Raw genomic sequence first — 20,298 nt, forward strand, 5'->3', positions numbered from 1 at the left:
CGCGGCGCTGTAGATTTCGTGAGCGGGGTGCCGGGCGGGAAACCGCCTGCAGATGGCCTCCCGCTCTCCTTCATGGTGCCGGGCATCGCGCGAAAGGCGGGACGTCGGTACCCGTTTCAACAGGGATGGGGCAGGGGCGCCAAATCCTGGAAAACGGACCGCATGCTGCAAAAGACTTTTCAGGGTGGCGTCGACCCGATGTCCGCCCGATTGGTTCCGAAGGAGCGTGACACACGCCTTGATGTGTTCAGGGCGCTGTGTCTTCTGACGATTTTCGTCAATCACGTTCCCGGGCAATATCTCGAATACCTGACCCACAAGAACTTCGGCTTTTCCGATTCCGCTGAAGCTTTCGTCTTAATCTCGGGCCTCTCGGTCGGGATCGCCTATGGCGGCAAGTTCGTCTCCGGCGGTCGGCTGGCCATGACGCTCAAAATCTGGCGCCGGGCCCTGGCGCTTTACGTCGCCCACATCATGACGAGCATCGTAACGCTGGCGATCTTTGCCGGCGGCGCGATCTACTTCGGAAGGCAGGACCTGATCGGCGAGATCAACATCCGCCCGATGGTGGAGCAGACGGAGCAGGGCATCGTTGCCATGGTGCTCTTGGGACATCAGCTCGGCTACAACAACATCCTGTCGATGTATGCGGCGCTGTTCCTGCTGCTGCCGGGCATCCTCTGGCTGAACGGCGTCAGCAAGAAACAGCTGCTTCTGCTCTCGGCCGCGCTGTGGTTCGCCGCGGGCATCTTCAAGTTCGTGCCGTCGAACTTCCTCGACGAGGGCTACTGGTTTCTCAATCCCTGGTCCTGGCAGTTCCTGTTCGTCATCGGCGTGGTGATGATGACCTATGTGCGCAACGGCGGATCGCTGCCGCGCTGGCCCTGGCTGGTCATGCTGTCCTGTGCCTATCTTGCCGTTTCCGCCGTCTGGGTCTTGTTCTCGTTCTGGAGCATCGACCTCTCCTTCGGTCTTCCGGCCGTTCTGACAGGCTTTGATAAGACCTTCCTGTCCACGCCGCGATTGCTGCATGTGCTGGCGCTCGGCTACGTCATCGCGGTGACGCCTCGGATCAGCAACCTCGCCAAACTCGACCGCGACCATCCGCTGGCGGTGGTCGGCCGGCATTCGCTACCGATCTTCATCTTCGGCACGATCCTGGCGATGTCCGGCCAGGTGCTGCTGTTCGTGACAGGGAAGAACCCGGTCTTCGGCAGCCTCTTCGTGCTCGCCGGCATCGGCCTGCACTTTGCCTATGCCTATTATCTTGAATGGCTGCGCGGCATCGCGTCTGCCAAACCGCTAAGGGCGGCGTAGCAAGCGCCGCCCTTGACCGTGCGTCAGCATCAGGTTCGGGAACCCAGCGCCAGGCGGCAGGCAAGCCCCGTGAACACGCCGGCGAGAAGGTATTGCGGCAGTTTCGGGAAACGCCGGAAGCCGGAAAGTCTTGCGCGCAGATGGCCGCCAACAAGGATGACAGTGCCGTTCACGAGCAAGCCGATCCCGTTCAGGATGGTCGCAAGCAGAAGCATCTGCAGGACCATCGACCCGCCATTCGGGTCCACGAACTGGGGAAAAAGGGCCAGCACGAACAGCGCCATCTTCGGATTGAGCAGGTTCGTCATCAGTCCCTCGCCGAAGACCCGCCGGCGTGAGAGCCGCTTGAGCGTCGACGTCGGGGACGCGCCCGAGGGATGCGAACGTACCGTCTTCCAGGCGAGATAAAGCAGATAGGCGCAGCCCGCCCAGCGCACGATCTCATAGGCAACCGGTACGGTGAGGAAGAGCTGCGAGAGGCCGAGCGCCGCCGCGAGCGCATGGCAGTAGGTGCCAAGCGCGATGCCGGCATAGGTGAGAAACCCGACGGCACGGCCCTGGCTGAGGCTGCGAGACGCAATCAGCAGCATGTCAGGGCCGGGCGTTGCGGTCAGCACGAGGCTTGCGGCGGCAAACAGAGCGATGGTGGAGATATCCGGCATTGGTGATTCCCTTGGAATTGAAGCCGGAATTCCCGTCTACCAACAATTTGGCGAATGACAAGACTTCCTGATGCGGCGCTTGTCCAAAAAGAAAAGCCACCCGCGGCTAACCGCGGGTGGCTTGATGTACGATTTGCCTGACGTCGGGCGAGCGTTACGCTGCCGTGTGGCTCATGCGGACGTCGTCGTCCGTCAGGATGCCGCTGGCGCGGAGCAGGGCTGCAAAGCGGCCGTTGCTCTGGCTGAGCTCGTTGAAACCGCCCATCTCGACGATCCGGCCCTGGTCCATGAAGACCACCAGGTCGGCCTCGCGCACCGTCGACAGGCGGTGGGCGATGATGAAGGTCGTGCGGTTCTTGCGCAGCGCATCGATCGCATCCTTGACGCGGTTCTCGGTCTCGACGTCGAGCGCGCTGGTCGCCTCGTCGAGCACCAGGATCGGCGCGTTCTTGAGGATGGCGCGAGCGATGGCCACACGCTGGCGCTCGCCACCCGACAGACGGTTGCCGCGCTCGCCGACGACCGTATCGTAACCGGTCGTGCGGCCCTCGATGAAGTCGCAGGCAGCAGCCGCTTCGGCGGCAGCCATGACTTCCTCGATCGTCGCGTCGTCACGGCCAAGCCGGATGTTTTCCGAGATCGAGCGGTTCATCAGGCCCGCATCCTGGAAGACGGTGGCGATCGAACGGCGCAGCGACTTGCGCGTTACCTTCGAGATGTCGTTGCCGTCGATCAGGATCTGGCCGTCGCGCGGATCGTGGACGCGTTGCAAGAGGTTGACGAGCGTCGTCTTGCCGGCACCCGTCGGGCCGACGATGGCGATCGTCTGGCCGGCCTTGGCGGTGAACGAGACGTTGTGCACGCCCTGGTTCGTGTTGGCAAAGTCGAAGGAGACGTTGCGGAACTCGACCTCGCCGACAACCGGCGGCAGCTCGGTCGCGCCGGCCGGCTCGTCGCGTTCGCGCACGGCGTCTTCGAGGGTGAAGAAGTCCTCGAGCTTGGCACGAGCTTCGAAGATCTGCGTGACGAAGGCTTTCATCTGGTCGAGGCGGCCGATCAGCAGGTTGGCAAAGCCGATGAAGGCGATGACTTCGCCGACGCCGAGTTCGCCGCGCTGCACCAGCACGGTACCGATCACGAGGATCGCCATCATCGAGATGGTCGAGGCGACGCGGTTCAGCCCGCTTGCGAGTGCCCACCAGTCGAGTACCGGGAACTGGGCCGAGATCAGCCGCTCGGTGAACTTCTTCAGCTCGCGGGTTTCAGCCTCGATGCGGTTGTAGCTGTGCACAACCGAAACGTTGCTGATCGCGTCGGAAACGTGCGAGAAAACCGTGTGGTAGTGGTTCTCGACCGAAGCCTGGCCCTCCTTGGTGCGGCTCATGACCACCTTGCTGATCACCACATAGAGCGCGCCGAGTACGACGAGCACGAGCGACAGGCGCACGTCCATGGCAAAGGCGGTCGGAACGAGCAGAACGAGGGCTACGGCGGTCGCCAGATGCTGGCGCATGAATTCGAGCCAGAGACCGAAGAGGGTTTCGCAGGCGCGAAGCAGCGTGTGCAGGGCGTTGGACGTGCCGCGCTGGCTATGCCAGGCAAGCGGCATGGAAACGATGCGGCCGAAGGCTTCCGTCAGGAGCGTGGCGCGGCGGCCATGGGCCAGCCGGTCGGCCTCGCGGGCGACGAGCACGAAGGCGACGGTGTTGAAGACGCCGAGGCCTGCCCACATGAGCAGCATCGGCGTGACTTCGCCCTTCGACGAGATGGCGTCGATGATACGACCGAACAGGATCGGTTCGGCAATTGTGATCGCTGCCAGAACGACGTTGGCAAGCACGATCGCTGAGACGCGAAACTTGTGAACCGCAAGATACTGGAGCGCTCTTGCATACACCTGGAACAATGACACTGTCTCACCCCTTCCGGGTACCGGATTTGACGCGCCGCAGACCTTCTGCGGCGGATGCACCCGCGTCCTCGAGGTTCTCCATGGCGAGCATTGAAGCCTCGCGCCGTTAGAGCACTCGGGGCCGCGCTGAGACGGTCTTTTGCGGCAATGGGAAGCCGTAGCCGGACGCAGGACAGCCACTCGTTTTCCCGTTTCGCTCGTCTGTGAGCTTGGCGAGAATATTCATAGTCTGCTATCTGTCGTGCCAACTCCGATTTCTTGCATATTTCGCATAAGACCGGGCGTGGTATGACGGATTATCGCGGGTGCAACATGAATGGTCGCTGAACGGTGCCTTTATGTCCGGATTCGGAAATGCGACCATATGCATCGACCTGGAAGGTGATCCATGAACATTACGCTGCTCGTACAGTTTCTCGCGCTTCTGGAGGAGATGAAGACACGCGAAGAAATCATCCCTGTATTCGAGCGCCTGCTCGATCGCTGCGGCTTCGACTTCTACGGCGTCGTGCGCCAGCCCAAGCCGCATGACAACCCGCTGAGGCTGCTGCTTGCCGGTCGCTGGCCCGAGGGCTGGCCGCAGATCTATATCCGCAAGAAGTTCGTGGTGATCGACCCGACCATCCGCTATCTCGGCCATGCCCAGCGCGGTTTCCGCTGGCGCGATACGCTGTTTGCTTTCCGCTCCGATCCGCATCGCAAGCGCATGGAAAGCATGATGATCGAGGCCCGCAACCACGGTCTCTACGACGGCTACATCTTCCCGGTGCACGGCCGGCGCGGCCTGCTCGGCAACCTGACGGTCGGCGGCCGCGTCGTCGACTTGAGCCCTGTCGAGATCAGCCTGTTCGACTCGATCGCCAAGCGGCTGTTCTGGAAGCTCTTGGACCTGACCGACCCCGAGGTTTCGGCCGAGCTCGGTTCGCGCGTCGAAGTGCAAATGACGCGGCGCGAAATGGAAGCCCTCAATTATCTCGCCGACGGACTGACCTCCAACGACATCGGCAAGGTGCTGGATATTTCGAGCCACACGGTCGATTGGTACATGAACGGAATCCAGGAAAAGCTGAAGGCCAAGAACCGCCACCACGTCGTGGCGATCGCCTTCCGTCTCGGCCTGATTTCCTAAAGTCGAAAGGCATTCGGTTTCCTGTCGCATCTGAAATTGCGCTCTGCCCGGTGACCCGCTAATACTTTATTTCGCGGGTGCAGCATTTCCCGCAATATCAAGTCATTGAGGAGACCGACTTGCCTATCTCGAAGATCCTTGTTGCCAACCGTTCTGAAATTGCCATCCGCGTTTTTCGCGCTGCAAACGAACTCGGTCTGAAAACGGTCGCGATATGGGCGGAAGAGGACAAACTCGCGCTGCACCGCTTTAAGGCGGATGAAAGCTACCAGATCGGCCGCGGCCCGCATCTTGCGCGCGACCTCGGCCCGATCGAAAGCTACCTGTCGATCGAGGAAGTAATCCGCGTCGCCAAACTCTCGGGTGCCGACGCCATTCATCCGGGCTACGGCCTGCTGTCGGAAAGCCCGGAATTCGTCGATGCCTGTGACGCCGCCGGCATCATTTTCATCGGTCCGCGCCCGGCGACGATGCGTCAGCTCGGCAATAAGGTCGCAGCCCGCAACCTCGCCATTTCCGTCGGCGTTCCGGTCGTGCCGGCCACCGATCCGCTGCCAGACGACGAAAAGGAAATCCATCGCCTGGCCGCCGAGATCGGCTACCCGGTCATGCTCAAGGCCTCCTGGGGCGGCGGCGGACGCGGCATGCGCGCCATTCGCGATCCGAAGGATCTGATCCGCGAGGTGACGGAAGCCAAGCGCGAGGCCAAGGCCGCCTTCGGCAAGGACGAGGTCTATCTCGAAAAGCTGGTCGAGCGCGCCCGCCACGTCGAAAGCCAGATCCTCGGCGACACCCACGGCAATGTCGTGCATCTGTTCGAGCGCGACTGCTCCATCCAGCGCCGTAACCAGAAGGTCGTCGAGCGCGCGCCGGCGCCCTACCTCTCCGATGCGCAGCGGCAGGAACTGGCCAACTACTCGCTGAAGATCGCCAAGGCGACCAACTACATCGGCGCCGGCACCGTCGAGTATCTGATGGATGTGAACACCGGCAAGTTCTACTTCATCGAAGTGAACCCGCGCATCCAGGTCGAGCACACCGTCACCGAAGTGGTGACCGGCATCGACATCGTCAAGGCGCAGATCCACATTCTCGACGGCGAGGCGATCGGCACGCCGCAATCGGGTGTGCCTGACCAGGCTGACATCCGCCTCAACGGCCACGCGCTGCAGTGCCGCATCACCACGGAAGATCCGGAGCAGAACTTCATTCCCGACTACGGCCGCATCACCGGCTATCGTTCGGCGGCCGGTTTCGGCATCCGTCTCGACGGCGGCACGGCCTATACCGGCGCCTACATCACCCGCTACTACGATCCGCTGCTGGTGAAGGTCACGGCCTCGGGCAGCACGCCTCAGGAAGCGATCAGCCGCATGGACCGGGCGCTGCGCGAATTCCGTATCCGCGGTGTGGCGACCAACCTCACCTTCCTCGAGGCGATCATCGGCCACGAGCAGTTCCGCAACAACACCTACACCACCCGCTTCATCGATACGACGCCGGAACTCTTCCAGCAGGTCCGGCGCCAGGACCGTGCGACGAAGCTCTTGACCTATCTCGCCGACGTCACCGTCAACGGTCATCCGGAGGCCAAGGGCCGTCCGAAGCCGCCGGCGGATGCGGCCAAGCCCGTCGTGCCATTCATCCAGGGCGAAATCCCCGCCGGTACCAAGCAGAAGCTCGACGCGCTCGGCCCGAAGAAATTCGCCGAGTGGGTGCGCGGTGAAAAGCAGGTTTTCCTGACCGATACGACGATGCGCGACGGCCATCAGTCGCTGCTTGCGACCCGCATGCGTACGCATGACATCGCCCGCGTCGCCGGCACCTATGCTCGTGCCCTGCCGCAGTTGTTCTCGCTCGAATGCTGGGGTGGTGCGACCTTCGACGTTTCCATGCGCTTCCTCACCGAGGACCCGTGGGATCGTCTCGCCCGCATTCGCGAGGACGCGCCGAACCTGCTGCTGCAGATGCTTTTGCGCGGCGCCAACGGCGTCGGCTACAAGAACTACCCCGACAACGTCGTGAAGTACTTCGTCCGCCAGGCGGCGAAGGGCGGCATTGACGTCTTCCGCGTCTTCGACTGCCTCAACTGGGTCGACAACATGCGCGTGTCGATGGAGGCCGTTGCTGAAGAGAACCGCATCTGCGAGGCGGCAATCTGCTACACTGGCGACATCCTGAACTCGGCCCGCCCGAAGTACGATCTCAAGTACTACACGGCATTGGCGGCCGAGCTCGAAAAGGCCGGTGCGCACATGATCGCCGTCAAGGACATGGCGGGCCTGTTGAAGCCGGCCGCCGCGCGCGTGCTGTTCAAGGCGCTGCGCGAAGCGACGGATCTGCCGATCCATTTCCACACGCACGACACCTCGGGCATTGCGGCTGCAACCGTGCTTGCCGCGGTCGATAGCGGCGTCGATGTGGTCGATGCGGCGATGGATGCGCTTTCCGGCAACACCTCGCAGCCCTGCCTCGGCTCGATCGTCGAGGCGCTGCGCGGCTCGGAGCGTGATCCGGGCCTCGATCCCGAATGGATCCGCCGCATCTCCTTCTATTGGGAAGCAGTGCGTTACCAGTACGCCGCCTTCGAAAGCGACCTCAAGGGACCGGCGTCGGAAGTCTACTTGCACGAAATGCCGGGCGGTCAGTTCACCAACCTCAAGGAGCAGGCCCGTTCGCTCGGGCTGGAAACCAAGTGGCACCGCGTTGCCCAGGCCTATGCCGATGCCAACCAGATGTTCGGCGACATCGTCAAGGTGACGCCGTCCTCCAAGGTGGTCGGCGACATGGCACTGATGATGGTCTCGCAAGACCTGACGGTCGCCGACGTCGAGAACCCGGCCAAGGATATCGCCTTCCCGGATTCGGTCGTCTCGATGCTGAAGGGCGATCTCGGTCAGCCTCCGGGCGGCTGGCCGGAAGCGCTGCAGAAGAAGGCGCTGAAGGGCGAGAAGGCTTACACCGCCGTTCCCGGCTCGCTGCTGCTGCCGGCCGATCTCGACGCGGAGCGCAAGGCGATCGAGGACAAGCTCGAGCGCAAGGTCGACGACTTCGAGTTCGCCTCCTACCTGATGTACCCGAAGGTCTTCACCGATTACGCGGTCGCGGCCGACACCTATGGTCCGGTCAGCGTGCTGCCGACGCCGGCCTATTTCTATGGGCTTGGACCGGGCGAGGAGCTGCAGCCGGAGATCGAGCGCGGCAAGTCGCTGGTGATCCTGCACCAGGCCAAGAGCGAGCCGGACGAGAAGGGCATGGTCAAGGTGTTCTTCGAACTCAACGGCCAGCCGCGCCTGATCAAGGTACCGGACCGCAACCGCAGTGCGACGAGCGCCGTGCGCCGCAAGGCCGAAGGCGGCAACGCTGCCCAGCTCGGCGCTCCGATGCCGGGCGTCATCTCCACGGTCGCGGTTCATCCGGGCCAGGCGGTTAAGGCCGGTGACGTGCTGCTCTCGATCGAGGCGATGAAGATGGAAACGGCGCTGCATGCCGAGAAGGACGGCACGATCGCCGAAGTTCTGGTGCGCGCCGGCGACCAGATCGACGCCAAGGACCTGCTGATCGTCTTCGACGCGTAAGCGTTTGCCACACGGACAGACAAAAACGGCCGGATGCGAATCCGGCCGTTTTTTGTTTTGCGATGGATCAGACGACGGCTGCTTAGCGCCTAGGCCAATGGAACCGGTCCCAATGCTTCCCTTCAGATCTCGTAGTCGTGCGGAGCGCTGAGCGAGGCAATGAACTTCTTCGTTCGCTCGCGCTCGGGCGCCGAGAAGATCGTCTTTGGCGCGCCGCTTTCGACGATGAGGCCGCCGTCGAGGAAGATCACCTTGTCGGCAACGCGCGAGGCGAGCCGGAGGTCGTGGGTGGCCATGACCATGGTGGTGCCTTCGCGGGCAAGCCGGCTCAGGACTTCGACCACTTCTTCCGCCAGTTCAGGGTCGAGCGCCGAGGTCGGCTCGTCGCAGAGAAGCACGCGCGGCGAAGGGGCAAGGGCACGGGCGATCGCCACGCGCTGCTGCTGGCCGCCGGAAAGTGTTGCCGGCCAGGCGTCGGCCTTGTGCGCCATGCCGACCTTTTCGAGCAGTTCCGTTGCCCGGGTCTTTGCCCTGTCCGCCGGCCATTTCAGCACGGTGACGAGGCCTTCCATGACATTGCCGAGTGCGGTCTGGTGCGGGAAGAGCTGGAAGTTCTGGAACACCATGCCGGTCTGCCGGCGCAGACGCTGGATCGCCGTCCAGCCGATCTTGCGGCCAGGGGCGAATTCAAGCTTCTCGTCGCCAAGCTTGATCGATCCGGAGGTCGGGATCTCCAGAAGGTTGATGCAGCGCAGCAGCGTGCTCTTGCCGCCGCCGGACGGGCCGACCAGCGCGGTCACAGTGCCCTCGGCGAGCGTCACGGAAATATCCTTCAGCACGAGATTGTCGCCGAAGCGCTTTTCGATGTGGGAGAGCTCGATCATGTGCGTGCCTCCAGGAAGCCGCCATAGCGGGCGAAGCGTCGCTCCAGCCTGACCTGCAGGGCGGAAAGCACGGAGCTCATGGCAAGATAGATCAGCGCCGTCTCGATGTAGAGGATCAGCGGCTCGTAGGTGGTGGCGACGATGCGCTGCGCTGTCTGGAACATCTCGGGCACAGTAATGGCGGCGGCAAGCGACGTGTCCTTCACCAGCGAGATGAATGTGTTCGACAATGGCGGCACGGCGACGCGGGCTGCCTGCGGCAGGATCGTGCGGCGCATCGCCTGGCTCCAGCTCATGCCGATCGAATAGGCTGCCTCCCATTGTCCGCGCGGGACCGACGAAATCACCGCGCGAATGATCTCGGAGGTGTAGGCGCCGACATTCAGCGAGAAGCCGATGAGCGCTGCGGTGAAGGCGTCGAGCAGGATGCCGGCGCTCGGCAGGCCGTAAAAGATCACGAACAGTTGGACCAGCAACGGCGTGCCGCGGATCACCCAGACGTAAAAGCGCGCGATCCAGGCGACCGGTGCCGGCCCGAAGAGCCGGGCGACGGCGGTGACGAGCCCCAGGATCAGGCCGAAGATGAAGGAAAGCAGCGTCAGGGGGATGGTAAAGGTCAGGCCGGCCCAGAGCAGGGACGGCAAGGATTCCAGCATCAGTGGGAGCCAGGTGGTCAAGGGCGAGCCTTTCAAAAAGCGCGATCCGCCCCGGGGTCCGGAACGGATCGCTTTTCATAGCCGAGAATGGCCGGCTGAGAAACCGGCCGAGGGCCCAGTGATCGGGTTACTTCGAGACGTCGGCGCCGAAGTACTTCTGCGAGATCTTGTCGTAGGTGCCGTCGGCCTTGATGTCGACGAGCGCCTTGTTGATCGCCTCGAGAAGCTCCGGCTCGCCCTTGCGGATGATGATGCCGGAGAAGTCGGCATCGGCCTGCTCAGCGGCGATCTTGACCGGGGCGTCGGGCTTCTTCTTCTTGAAGTCGAGGAAGGAGAGGCTGTCGTTGATCGTCGCGTCGGCACGGCCGGTCAAGACGAGCTGGATCGACTGGTCGAAGCCGTCGGTGCCGACGAGTTCGGCGCCGGACGCGGTTGCGAGCTTGCCGAAGTTGCTGGTCAGCGACTGGGCCGACTTCTTGCCCTTGAGATCGGCAAAGCCCTTGATCTCTTCGTTGTCCGACTTGACGATCAGCACAGCCTTGGAGGCGATATAGGGTTCGGAGAAGTCGTACTTCTTCTTGCGCTCCTCGGTGATGCCGACCTGGTTGATGACCGTGTCGTAGCGGTTGGCGTCGAGGCCGGCGATCAGGCCGTCCCACTTGCCTTCGAGGAATTCAGCCTTGACGCCGAGCTTCTCGGCGACGGCGTGGCCGATCTCCACGTCGAAGCCGACGAGCGCGCCGGAGGCGTCGTGATAGGTGAACGGGGCATAGGTGCCCTCGGTGCCGATCTTCAGGACACCGGCAGATTTGATCGCATCGAGGTTCTCGCCGGCTTCAGCGGAGCCAAGTGCGGCAACCTGCATCAGAGCGGCGGCAAACAGCGTGGGGAGGAGTTTCATCGTGATTTTCCATCTTCTTTCTTGCCCGGCCCGTCGTCCGGATTGAGCGGACAATCGCATAAAAAATCGGCGATCTGAGCGTATAAAACACCAATTCCTGAGCGTTTTGATGAAGAATTTTCCTCGAATTGACCCCGATTGCGCGCAAAAGCCACGGTTTGTCGAAATTCGCGCGCCCCTCCGATTTGGGCGCCGCGCCGGCTTGAAAACGGTTTCAAAAGTTGCTATGCGCATTTATGGCGATTCATGCACGTTTATGCACGGTTGGTGAAAATGTCAGGGGAACTCCTTCTTCGTGAGCGAAAGACGCTGATCCAGGAGCGGTTGAAGGCCAATGGCCGGGTGCTGGCTGCTGATCTTGCGGCCGAGCTCAGCGTTTCCGAAGACACGATCCGCCGCGATCTCCGGGAAATGGCGGCGGCAGGACTGTGCGAGCGCGTCTATGGTGGCGCACTTCCGGTCGCGCCGGCGGCCCACAGCACATTGCGAGAACGGGTGGCGATGGCGCCGGAACGCAAGGCGGCGCTGGCGCGCACGGCGGTCGGCCTGATCAAGCCTGATATGACCGTGTTCCTCGATGCCGGCTCGACCAATCTTGCGATCGCGCAACTGATCGAGCCGGAGCTGCCGGTCACCGTCGTCACCAACACACCGCTGATTGCCGTCGCGCTCATGGAGAAGCCGGGCGTCGATCTGATCCTGCTCGGCGGCCCGCTCAACCGTGCCGTCGGTGCGGCGATCAGTGCGCGGGCGCAGCGCGACGCGGAACTGCTGCGGCCCGATCTCTGCTTCCTTGGCACCTGCGGCGCCGATGCCGCTGCGGGCCTGACGGCGATCTATTTCGAGGATGCGGAATTCAAACGGCTCATTGCGCTGCGCAGCCGGCGCCTGGTTGTCGCCGTCACCAGCGACAAGCTCGGTACGGCCGCCGCGCACGGGGTTGTCGATATCAATGACAAGGTGACGCTGCTGCTCGAGGCGGATGCGTCGGCCGAGCATCGGTCGGCCTTCGAGGCGACAAGGGCAGAGGTCCTGATGGCGGGAGAGACGGAATGACGACGATCACGCATGTGGCGCTCTGGACGCGGGACCTCGAGGCGATTGCCAGCTTCTGGTCGTCCTTCTTCGGCGCCGAAGTCGGCGAGATCTATGAAAGCCGACGGCGGCCGGGCTTTCGCTCGCGGTTCCTGACGCTTGGCGACGGGCCGGCATTCGAGATCATGGAAGGCCCCTGGGTTGGGCCGGCCGATCCGGCTGAAGAACGTACCGGCCTTGCCCATGTGGCGCTGTCGCTCGGCAGCGAGCAGGCGGTCGAGGCGATGGCCGCGCGCGCCGAGGCTAAGGGCATTCTGGTCGCAAAACCGCGATGGACCGGCGATGGCTTCTATGAGGCTGTTGTTCGCGACCCCGATGGAAATCTGATCGAAATCACAATTTGAGCCGGGCGACCCGGCACAGAGGCAAGACCATGGACCAACGTTCTCCTTCCGCGACCGTCCGCCAGGGCTACATGACCCGCAACCGGCTGGCGGTTTCGCTGCTCTTCCTATTGAACGGCTTCGTCATCGGCAGTTGGGCGCCGAAGATCCCGGAATTCAAGGACCGGCTCGGCATCAGCGAAAGCGTGCTCGGCCTGTTGATCCTGATGTTCGGTATTGGCTCGCTGGTGCTCATGCCGATTGCCGGCGGCTACATCGCCCGTGTGGGGTCGCAGAAGGTGGTCAAGGTCACCGCCATCATCCTGTCGCCGTTGCTTCTGCTTCTGACGCTTGTCCCCGATGTCTGGACGGCGGCTGTCGCCATGTTCCTGCTTGGCGGTTTTGCCGGCGCGATGGACGTCGCGATGAACGCCAATGCGGTCGAGGTCGAGAAATCCATGCGCCGTGCGATCATGTCGTCCTGCCATGCCTATTGGAGCCTCGGCGGCCTGATCGGTGCCGGTATCGGCGGTTTCCTCATGGCCCGCTTCGGTGTGCTGCCGCATGTCCTTGTCGTCACTGCGATCTGCCTGGTACTGATCGTCGCCGCTTGGCCGATGATCCTGGCTGACAAGCCGCATCCAGGCGCAGCCAAGGAAAAGCTGCGCCTGCCGATGACGCCGCTCCCCTGGCTGATCGGCATCATGGCGCTGTTCTCGATGGTGCCTGAGGGCACAGTGCTCGACTGGGGTGCGCTTTATCTGCGCAACGAGCTTGGCGCCTCCGTTGAGCTTTCCGGCTTCGGCTTTGCCGCCTTCTCCGCCACCATGGCGACCATGCGTTTTGCCGGCGATTTCGTGCGGGATCGCTTCGGCGCCAAACGGACGCTCCGCATCTGCACCGTCACGGCACTCGTCGGCATGATCGTCGCGGGCACGGCGCCCAATGCCTATATCGCCATCCTCGGTTTTGCGATCGCCGGCATCGGCATCTCCAACATGGTGCCGATCGCGTTCTCGGCCGCCGGCAACATGCCGGGCCTGCAGCCGGGCATCGGGCTCTCGGTCGCGACCTTCATGGGCTATTCCGGCATGCTGTTCGCACCGTCGCTGATCGGCTTCGTTGCCGAGCATACGGGCTTTGCCATCATCTTCGCCTCGGTGCCGCTGCTCTTCATCGTCGTGCTTCTCTTGTCGCACCATGCGATCCATGCGGATCACGCTAAGGGGCACTGAGACGGAACGGCGCCATCAAATCGCCGTCAGGGCATGATGTCGCCGTTGACAATCAGGCTTTCCTCATCCACCTGATGGGCAAATGGCCAGGGCGAGTTGAGGAAAGTCCATGCGGGTTCTGCCCGCATCCTCGCCCGGCTCAGTGACCCACGAAGAGGCCTTCATGTCTTCCGCCTTCGATTTCGATCCGCAGCCCCGCCGCGCCTCCGTCGCCGTCGATGTCGGCGGCGTCATCGTCGGGGGCGGCGCACCGGTCGTGGTCCAGTCGATGACCAACACCGATACGGCCGATATCGATGGGACCGTGGCCCAGGTGGCCGCGCTGCACAAGGCCGGTTCGGAACTGGTGCGCATCACCGTCGACCGCGACGAGAGTGCGGCGGCGGTGCCGAAGATCCGCGAGCGGCTCGAGCGCCTTGGTCTTGACGTGCCGCTCGTCGGCGACTTCCACTATATCGGCCACAAGCTGCTTGCCGATCATCCGGCCTGCGCCGAGGCGCTTGCGAAGTATCGCATCAATCCGGGCAATGTCGGGTTCAAGGACAAGAAGGACAAGCAGTTCGCCGAGATCGTCGAGATGGCGATCCGCTACGACAAGCCGGTGCGCATCGGTGTCAACTGGGGTTCGCTCGACCAGGAACTGCTGACGCGGCTGATGGACGAGAACAAGGCGAACGGTTTTCCGCTGACGGCGCAAGAGGTGACGCGCGAGACGATCGTGCAGTCGGCGCTGCTCTCGGCGGAACTCGCCGAAGAGATCGGTCTGCCGCGCAACCGCATCATCCTTTCGGCCAAGGTTTCCGGCGTTCAGGACCTGATCGCCGTCTATGCCATGTTGTCGGCCCGCTCGGACCACGCACTGCATCTCGGCCTCACCGAGGCCGGCATGGGCACGAAGGGCATCGTCGCCTCGTCCGCTTCGCTCGGCATCCTCATGCAGCAGGGCATCGGCGATACGATCCGCATTTCGCTGACGCCTGAGCCCGGCGGCGACCGCACCCGCGAGGTGCAGGTGGCGCAGGAATTGCTGCAGGTCATGGGTTTCCGTCAGTTCATCCCTGTTGTTGCCGCCTGTCCCGGCTGCGGACGCACCACGTCCACGGTGTTCCAGGAACTCGCCCAGAAGATCCAGGACGACATCCGCCGCAACATGCCGGTCTGGCGCGAGAAGTATCCCGGCGTCGAGGGCCTGAAGGTCGCGGTCATGGGCTGCATCGTCAACGGCCCGGGCGAAAGCAAACATGCCGACATCGGCATCTCTTTGCCCGGCACCGGCGAAATGCCGGCCGCCCCCGTATTCATCGACGGGGAGAAGGCAATGACGCTGCGCGGCCCCAACATTGCCGGCGACTTCGAGACGCTGGTTTCCGATTATATCGAGAAGCGCTACGGCCGCGGTCAGGCGGCCGCTGAGTAAGCAGCCGCGCTTTGTCTACGCTGTGGCCTCAGAGCCGTGATGTCAGCAGCTTGAAGCCGGCAAAGGCGAAGAAACCGGCCATCAGGCTTTCGATCAGCCGCCTGGACTTCAGATAGGCGCGGTGTACCGGCGTGAGCGAGAAGACGATCGCAAAGCCGCAGAAGGTCATCAGACCCAAGACCATGCAGCCGCCGATAAAAGTGGCGGTAACGCCGACCGGCGCGCCCGCGGGCATGCCGAGTGACACCAGCATGATCCAGGAGAAGATCGCCTTGGGGTTCGTCAGGTGGATGCCGAGCCCCTTGAGATAGAGCCGCTTCAGCGAGGTCTGCACCTTTGCCGTCGGCACGATCGCGCTCTTGTCGCTGCGCATGGCAGCGCGTAGCGCGTTATAGGCGAGCCAGAAGAGATAGCAGGCGCCGGCGATCTTCAAGACGATGATCGCGTGGCCATAGGCGCGGATCAGCGCCGAGAGACCGGAGGCCGTCAGCATTGCCCAGGTGTAACTTCCCGTCAGAACGCCAAGGGCAAGCGCCAGGCCCGCCTTTCGTCCCTGGCTGACCGAGGTGGTGATGATCGCCAGGATCGCCGGCCCCGGCGATGCGGTCGCGATCAGATAGGCGGTCCAGGCAATGAGAAGCTGCGGCAGATAGGGCGTCAGGTCGAACATGTAAGACAAGCTCCGGCTCGGTCGCCGGAGGCTAGATCAGTCCATCGCTTGTTTGAAACGGCGAAAATGTCACCGAGACAACTTAGAGGATCTCGTCTAGCGCCTCGATCAGGCGCGCGCATTCGGCATCGGTGCCGATGGTGATGCGCAGGAAATCGGAGATGCGCGGCTTGGCGAAATGGCGCACCAGCACGGCGCGCTCGCGGAGCGCCTTCATCAGCGTTTCTCCTCTATGGCCGGGATGCCGTGCGAAAACGAAGTTTGCCGACGAAGGCAGCACCTCGAAGCCGCGCGCTGTCAGTTCGGCCGTGAGCCGGTCGCGCGACGCGATGATCTTGGCGCGAGTGTCCTCGAACCAGGCTTCATCCTCGATCGCGGCGATGGCGCCGGCCTGGGCCGGACGGCCGAGCGGATAGGAGTTGAAGCTGTCCTTCACCCGCTCCAGCGCCTCGATCAGCGGGCGCTGGCCAATGGCGAAGCCGACGCGCAAGCCCGCAAGTGCGCGCGACTTGGAGAAGGTCTGGACGACCAAGAGGTTCTCGTATTTCGAAACCAGTTCTGCGGCCGACTGGCCGCCGAAATCGACATAGGCCTCGTCGATGACGACGGGCTGGTCCGGATGGCTTGCGACCAGCCGCTCGATGTCGGCGAGCGGCAAAGCGATGCCGGTCGGGGCATTCGGGTTCGGCAGGATGATCGCGCCGCAGGGCCGGTCGTAGTCGGCGAGATCGATCTCGAAGCGATCGCTGAGCGGGATCTCGACCGTGTCGATCTCGAAGAGCCGCGCATAGGTCGAATAGAAGCTGTAGGAGATATCCGGATAGAGCAGCGGCGCGTCGTGCTTCAGCAAGCCGGCGAAGATGTGCGCCAGCACCTCGTCCGAGCCGTTGCCGACGAAGACTTCTTCGGCGGTCACGCCATAGCGTACGGCGATGGCCTGGCGCAGCTTCAGCGCCAGCGGGTCCGGATAAAGGCGAAGATCGCTGCTCGCTGCCGCGGCGATCGCGTCGAGCACCTTCTCAGACGGACCGTAGGGGCATTCGTTGGTGTTGAGCTTCACCAGGTTGGCGATGCGCGGCTGTTCGCCAGGCACGTAGGGCTTCAGCTTGGAGACGATCGGCGACCAGTATTTGCTCATGGATCTAGCTCCTGCGATTGGCGATGAAACGGGCGGCTTCGACGAGAATGGCCGAGCGCACTCCATAGGGCGCAAGCAGCGCTTCTGCTTCGGCGACCAGTTGCTCCAGCCGGTCTTCCGCCCAGGTCTGGCCGTTGAGCGCGACCAGCGTGCCCTTGCCACGGGCGGCGTCCTTGCCGGTTGCCTTGCCCATGGTCTCAGCATCCGCGGTAAGGTCGAGCAGGTCGTCGGCAAGCTGGAAGGCAAGGCCGATCTTTTCGCCGAAGGCGCGAAGCCGCGCGCGGTCCTCCTTCGCGGCGCCGGCGACGATGGCGCCAGCCTCGCAGGCAAAGCGGATCAGGGCACCTGTCTTCATCGCCTGCAGCGTGACGATCCCGGCCTCGTCCGGTGGCGACTTTTCCGCGGCCAGGTCGAGCGCTTGTCCGCCGGCCATGCCGCCGTGGCCGGCGGCGCGTCCGAGCGCCAGGATCAGTTCCACCTTCTGCGCATCCGAAAGCGCTGTCTCGGGTGCTGCGATGATATCGAAGGCAAAGGTCAGCAGGCTGTCGCCGGCAAGAATCGCCGTCGCCTCATCGAAGGCCCTGTGCACGGTCGGCTGGCCGCGGCGCATGTCGTCGTCGTCCATCGCCGGCAGGTCGTCATGGACCAGCGAATAGCAATGCACGCATTCGAGTGCCGCGCCGACGCGCAAGGCCGCATCGCGATTGCCGCCGAGCAGATCGGCGCATTCGATCACCAGGAAGGGGCGCAGACGCTTGCCCCCGTTCAGCACGCCGTGGCGCATGGCCGCGAGCAGGTTTGCCGGCCGGGCGATTTCGTCGGCTTCCGTCGTCTGGCCGAGCAGACGTTCCAGCAGACCCTCGACGGTGCGGGCATTGGTGGCGAGGCGACGGGTAAAAGGCGATGTGTCCTGGCTCATGCGCGCTCTTTGACATGGGCGAAGAGGGCTTTCAACGGGGATTCGTGTCGCAGCCGCGCGCTTTCCCTGGGACAGCCTTCTCCGCGCCTTGCCTTTTGCCAGAAAGCCCGTTCAACTCTGCCTGCGCATGCACTAAGAGAAGCGGATGGACAGCGAGGTGAACAGTCAGGCCGCGAACGTCGTTCCGGAAGCGCGCGAGGAGGGCGAATTGCCTTCCAGTCGCTGGTCTTCGCTTCGCCGGACGTTGCGCACGCGTCGCCGCCAGATCGTCCTGGCTGTCCTGGGCTTTCTCGTCCTTCCCTACGCGCTGATCGTTCTCTACCTGGTGGAGTTCATCCATCCCGTCTCGACGCTCATGCTGCGCGATCTCGTGCTGCTGCGCGGCTACGATCGGCAATGGGTCGAGTTCGATGATATCGCCCCGGTTCTCGTGCAGTCGGTGATGATGTCGGAGGACGGGCAGTTTTGCGCCCATGACGGCGTCGACTGGGGCCAGATGCGGGGCGTGGTCGAGGATGCGCTCGAAGGGGAATCCACCCGCGGCGCGAGCACCATTCCGATGCAGACGGTCAAGAACCTCTATCTCTGGAACGGTCGTTCCTTCCTGCGCAAGGGCATGGAACTGCCGCTGGCGGTCGCCGCCGACTTCGTGTGGAGCAAGCGGCGGATGATGGAGATCTATCTGAATATCGCCGAATGGGGCGACGGGATCTATGGTATCGAGGCGGCCGCCCGCCATCATTTCGGGGTTTCAGCGTCGAAGCTCTCGCGCCGGCAGGCGGCGCTGCTTGCGGTGTCGCTGCCCAATCCGAAGGAGCGCAACGCCGGAAAACCAGGCCGCGGTCTCAAGCGTCTGGCGAACCTGATCGAGCGCCGCGCCAGCCGCTCCGGCGGTTACATCACCTGCCTTTATAATTAGGATCAGACCTTTTCATTGGATGGGCTCGTCGGGCGATGTCATGCTCGCGTTGTAGAGTTCTGCCATCTGGGCCTCTCTCCCTTCGAAAGGCCCGATTGCTCCATGACCCTGATTTCCCCCTCGCTTCTCGCCCTTGGCCGCAGCGCCAACGATGCCCCGCCGAGACATCTCGGCACGCGCTACAACACCCAAGGCCTCTTCCTGCTGGAACCGGGCAACACGGTCGTGTCTCACGTTGCCGCCGGATCGCCGTCCGAGGCCGCCGTGCTTGCGGTGCGCGACCGGTTGATGGCGATGCCCGAGGCGCGGCAGTTCGCCTTTACCCAACCGTCCAGCCTGCACATGACGATCTTCCAGGGCATCATCGAACACCGCCGGAAGCTCCCTTACTGGCCGGCTGGCATGCCGCTCGATACGCCGATCGAGGTGATGACGGCGTACTACCGCGAACGGCTTGCGCATTTTGCGCCGCTGGAGCAGTTCCGCGCCCGCGTGACCGGGATCACGCCGACGGGCCTTGCACTCGAAGGCGACGGTGCCGCCGACCGCGCCTGTCTCAAGGCCTGGCGCGACGCTTTCGCGGAAGCCTTCGGCTATCGACATCCGGATCATGACGACTACCAATTCCACATCACCTATGCCTACCCCGTCGACTGGCTCGACGATGCGGCGCTGCCGCGCTGGCAGGCGATGCTGGACGAGCAGCTCGCTTTTCTGCGCGAGCAGGCGCCGGTGATCGCGCTCGATCCGCCGGCCTTCTGCTCGTTCGAGGACATGAACCATTTCGAGGAACTGATCGTTTTCTCGGAGAGACCAGCAATCAAGGAACAGAAATGACCGGACTTACACTCTATGTCGGCAACAAGAACTATTCGTCCTGGTCGATGCGGCCATGGATCGCGATGACGGCAGTCGGCATCGATTTCTCGGACGTGGTCATTCCGTTCGATTTCGCCGCCGGCAATCCGGAGATCCGGGCGATCTCGCCGACCGGAAAGGTGCCGCTGCTGCGCCACGGGGACCTGCTTATCTGGGAATCGCTGGCGATCATCGAATATGTCGCCGAACTCTTTCCCGACGCCGGGCTGTGGCCGGCCGACCCTCAGGCGCGCGCCCGGGCGCGCAGCTATTCGATGGAGATGCTGTCCGGTTTTCGCGCTCTGCGTGGTGCCTGCCCGATGAACATCCGTCGGCCAAAGCAGGCGCTGGACGTTGGCGCGGACGTCCGCGCGGACGTGGCACGTATCGAGCAGATCTGGACGGAGGCGCTTGCGCGTTCCGGTGGCCCGTTCCTCTTCGGGTCCTTCAGCGCGGCCGATGCGATGTACGCGCCTGTGGTTAACCGCTTCGACGTCTACGATCTCGTTGCGGATCGAGAAACGCTCGGCTACATGAACCGCGTGAAGGCACATCCGGCGTTCCTGAAATGGGAGGAGGCCGCCCGCGCAGAGCCGTGGGTCGTCGCCGAAGACGAGGTCTGAAAAGGTCGAGTCGAAAAATTGCCCGTGGGGACTGGTCAAACGGCAGTTGTCCATGTATAAGC

General features: G+C 63.3%; 18 protein-coding genes. 10 read left to right on the forward strand and 8 right to left on the reverse strand.

Annotated elements, in window-relative coordinates; genetic code table 11:
* Window positions 1-162 precede the first annotated feature (162 nt).
* Entirely contained in the window at window positions 163-1,317 is a 1,155-nt protein-coding gene (gene opgC, locus ASD63_RS24865) for an OpgC domain-containing protein (protein ID WP_060529993.1), read from the forward strand.
* Between the two features lie 29 nt (window positions 1,318-1,346).
* Here opgC and ASD63_RS24870 read toward each other — a convergent pair whose 3' ends face one another.
* Window positions 1,347-1,979: a LysE family translocator gene (locus ASD63_RS24870; protein WP_034802973.1), complete on the reverse strand. Its 633-nt coding sequence runs from the start codon at window positions 1,977-1,979 to the stop codon at window positions 1,347-1,349.
* 154 nt (window positions 1,980-2,133) lie between these two features.
* Complete coding sequence (locus tag ASD63_RS24875; protein ID WP_034802972.1) at window positions 2,134-3,891, reverse strand: glucan ABC transporter ATP-binding protein/ permease; 1,758 nt, start codon at window positions 3,889-3,891, stop codon at window positions 2,134-2,136.
* Window positions 3,892-4,279: 388 nt separating this feature from the next.
* On the opposite strand from ASD63_RS24875, the gene ASD63_RS24880 reads away from it, so the two are divergent.
* Window positions 4,280-5,020 carry an autoinducer binding domain-containing protein gene (locus tag ASD63_RS24880; protein WP_060529994.1) on the forward strand — a complete coding sequence of 247 codons (741 nt, stop codon included), beginning with the start codon at window positions 4,280-4,282 and terminating at the stop codon, window positions 5,018-5,020.
* A 119-nt stretch (window positions 5,021-5,139) separates the two neighbouring features.
* A complete protein-coding gene (pyc, locus tag ASD63_RS24885) occupies window positions 5,140-8,598 on the forward strand; it encodes a pyruvate carboxylase (protein ID WP_034802966.1) in 3,459 nt (1,152 codons plus the stop codon).
* Between the two features lie 122 nt (window positions 8,599-8,720).
* Here the strand turns inward: pyc and ASD63_RS24890 are convergent, their stop codons facing one another.
* From ASD63_RS24890 to ASD63_RS24900, 3 genes are all read right to left on the reverse strand, one after another.
* Window positions 8,721-9,482, reverse strand: coding sequence for an amino acid ABC transporter ATP-binding protein (locus tag ASD63_RS24890; protein ID WP_034802963.1), 762 nt, complete (start codon window positions 9,480-9,482; stop codon window positions 8,721-8,723).
* Complete coding sequence (locus tag ASD63_RS24895; RefSeq protein WP_090426316.1) at window positions 9,479-10,159, reverse strand: amino acid ABC transporter permease; 681 nt, start codon at window positions 10,157-10,159, stop codon at window positions 9,479-9,481. Before ASD63_RS24895 ends, ASD63_RS24890 begins: the two co-directional genes overlap by 4 nt.
* Window positions 10,160-10,265: 106 nt before the next feature.
* On the reverse strand, window positions 10,266-11,039 hold the full coding sequence (locus ASD63_RS24900) for an amino acid ABC transporter substrate-binding protein (protein WP_034802957.1): 774 nt from the start codon (window positions 11,037-11,039) through the stop codon (window positions 10,266-10,268).
* Window positions 11,040-11,312: 273 nt separating this feature from the next.
* Between ASD63_RS24900 and ASD63_RS24905 the strand changes: the two genes are divergently transcribed.
* The 4 genes from ASD63_RS24905 to ispG all read left to right on the forward strand — a co-directional run bounded on the left by ASD63_RS24905 (window position 11,313) and on the right by ispG (window position 15,109).
* A complete protein-coding gene (locus tag ASD63_RS24905; RefSeq protein ID WP_090426332.1) occupies window positions 11,313-12,095 on the forward strand; it encodes a DeoR/GlpR family DNA-binding transcription regulator in 783 nt (260 codons plus the stop codon).
* On the forward strand, window positions 12,092-12,478 hold the full coding sequence (locus ASD63_RS24910; RefSeq protein WP_034802951.1) for a glyoxalase/bleomycin resistance/extradiol dioxygenase family protein: 387 nt from the start codon (window positions 12,092-12,094) through the stop codon (window positions 12,476-12,478). Before ASD63_RS24905 ends, ASD63_RS24910 begins: the two co-directional genes overlap by 4 nt.
* Window positions 12,479-12,507: 29 nt before the next feature.
* Window positions 12,508-13,692, forward strand: a complete 1,185-nt coding sequence (locus ASD63_RS24915) for an MFS transporter (RefSeq protein ID WP_034802948.1) — start codon at window positions 12,508-12,510, stop codon at window positions 13,690-13,692.
* 163 nt (window positions 13,693-13,855) lie between these two features.
* On the forward strand, window positions 13,856-15,109 hold the full coding sequence (gene ispG, locus ASD63_RS24920) for a flavodoxin-dependent (E)-4-hydroxy-3-methylbut-2-enyl-diphosphate synthase (RefSeq protein ID WP_034803175.1): 1,254 nt from the start codon (window positions 13,856-13,858) through the stop codon (window positions 15,107-15,109).
* A gap of 28 nt (window positions 15,110-15,137) precedes the next feature.
* Here ispG and ASD63_RS24925 read toward each other — a convergent pair whose 3' ends face one another.
* From ASD63_RS24925 to ASD63_RS24935, 3 genes are all read right to left on the reverse strand, one after another.
* Window positions 15,138-15,779, reverse strand: a complete 642-nt coding sequence (locus ASD63_RS24925) for a LysE family translocator (RefSeq protein ID WP_034802945.1) — start codon at window positions 15,777-15,779, stop codon at window positions 15,138-15,140.
* 82 nt (window positions 15,780-15,861) lie between these two features.
* Entirely contained in the window at window positions 15,862-16,917 is a 1,056-nt protein-coding gene (gene hisC / locus ASD63_RS24930) for a histidinol-phosphate transaminase (RefSeq protein WP_034802942.1), read from the reverse strand.
* A gap of 4 nt (window positions 16,918-16,921) precedes the next feature.
* Window positions 16,922-17,836, reverse strand: a complete 915-nt coding sequence (locus ASD63_RS24935; RefSeq protein ID WP_034802940.1) for a polyprenyl synthetase family protein — start codon at window positions 17,834-17,836, stop codon at window positions 16,922-16,924.
* A 145-nt stretch (window positions 17,837-17,981) separates the two neighbouring features.
* Between ASD63_RS24935 and mtgA the strand changes: the two genes are divergently transcribed.
* The 3 genes from mtgA (at window position 17,982) to ASD63_RS24950 (ending at window position 20,236) form a co-directional block, all read left to right on the forward strand.
* Window positions 17,982-18,755 (forward strand): monofunctional biosynthetic peptidoglycan transglycosylase, encoded by a 774-nt coding sequence (gene mtgA / locus ASD63_RS24940; RefSeq protein WP_060529995.1) that lies wholly within the window; start codon window positions 17,982-17,984, stop codon window positions 18,753-18,755.
* A gap of 102 nt (window positions 18,756-18,857) precedes the next feature.
* A complete protein-coding gene (locus tag ASD63_RS24945; RefSeq protein WP_034802934.1) occupies window positions 18,858-19,592 on the forward strand; it encodes a DUF1868 domain-containing protein in 735 nt (244 codons plus the stop codon).
* A complete protein-coding gene (locus ASD63_RS24950) occupies window positions 19,589-20,236 on the forward strand; it encodes a glutathione S-transferase family protein (RefSeq protein WP_034802931.1) in 648 nt (215 codons plus the stop codon). Before ASD63_RS24945 ends, ASD63_RS24950 begins: the two co-directional genes overlap by 4 nt.
* Window positions 20,237-20,298: the final 62 nt, after the last annotated feature.

Origin of the sequence: Ensifer sp. Root558 (assembly GCF_001427045.1) — a bacterium.
Classification (GTDB): Bacteria; Pseudomonadota; Alphaproteobacteria; order Rhizobiales; family Rhizobiaceae; genus Ensifer; species Ensifer adhaerens.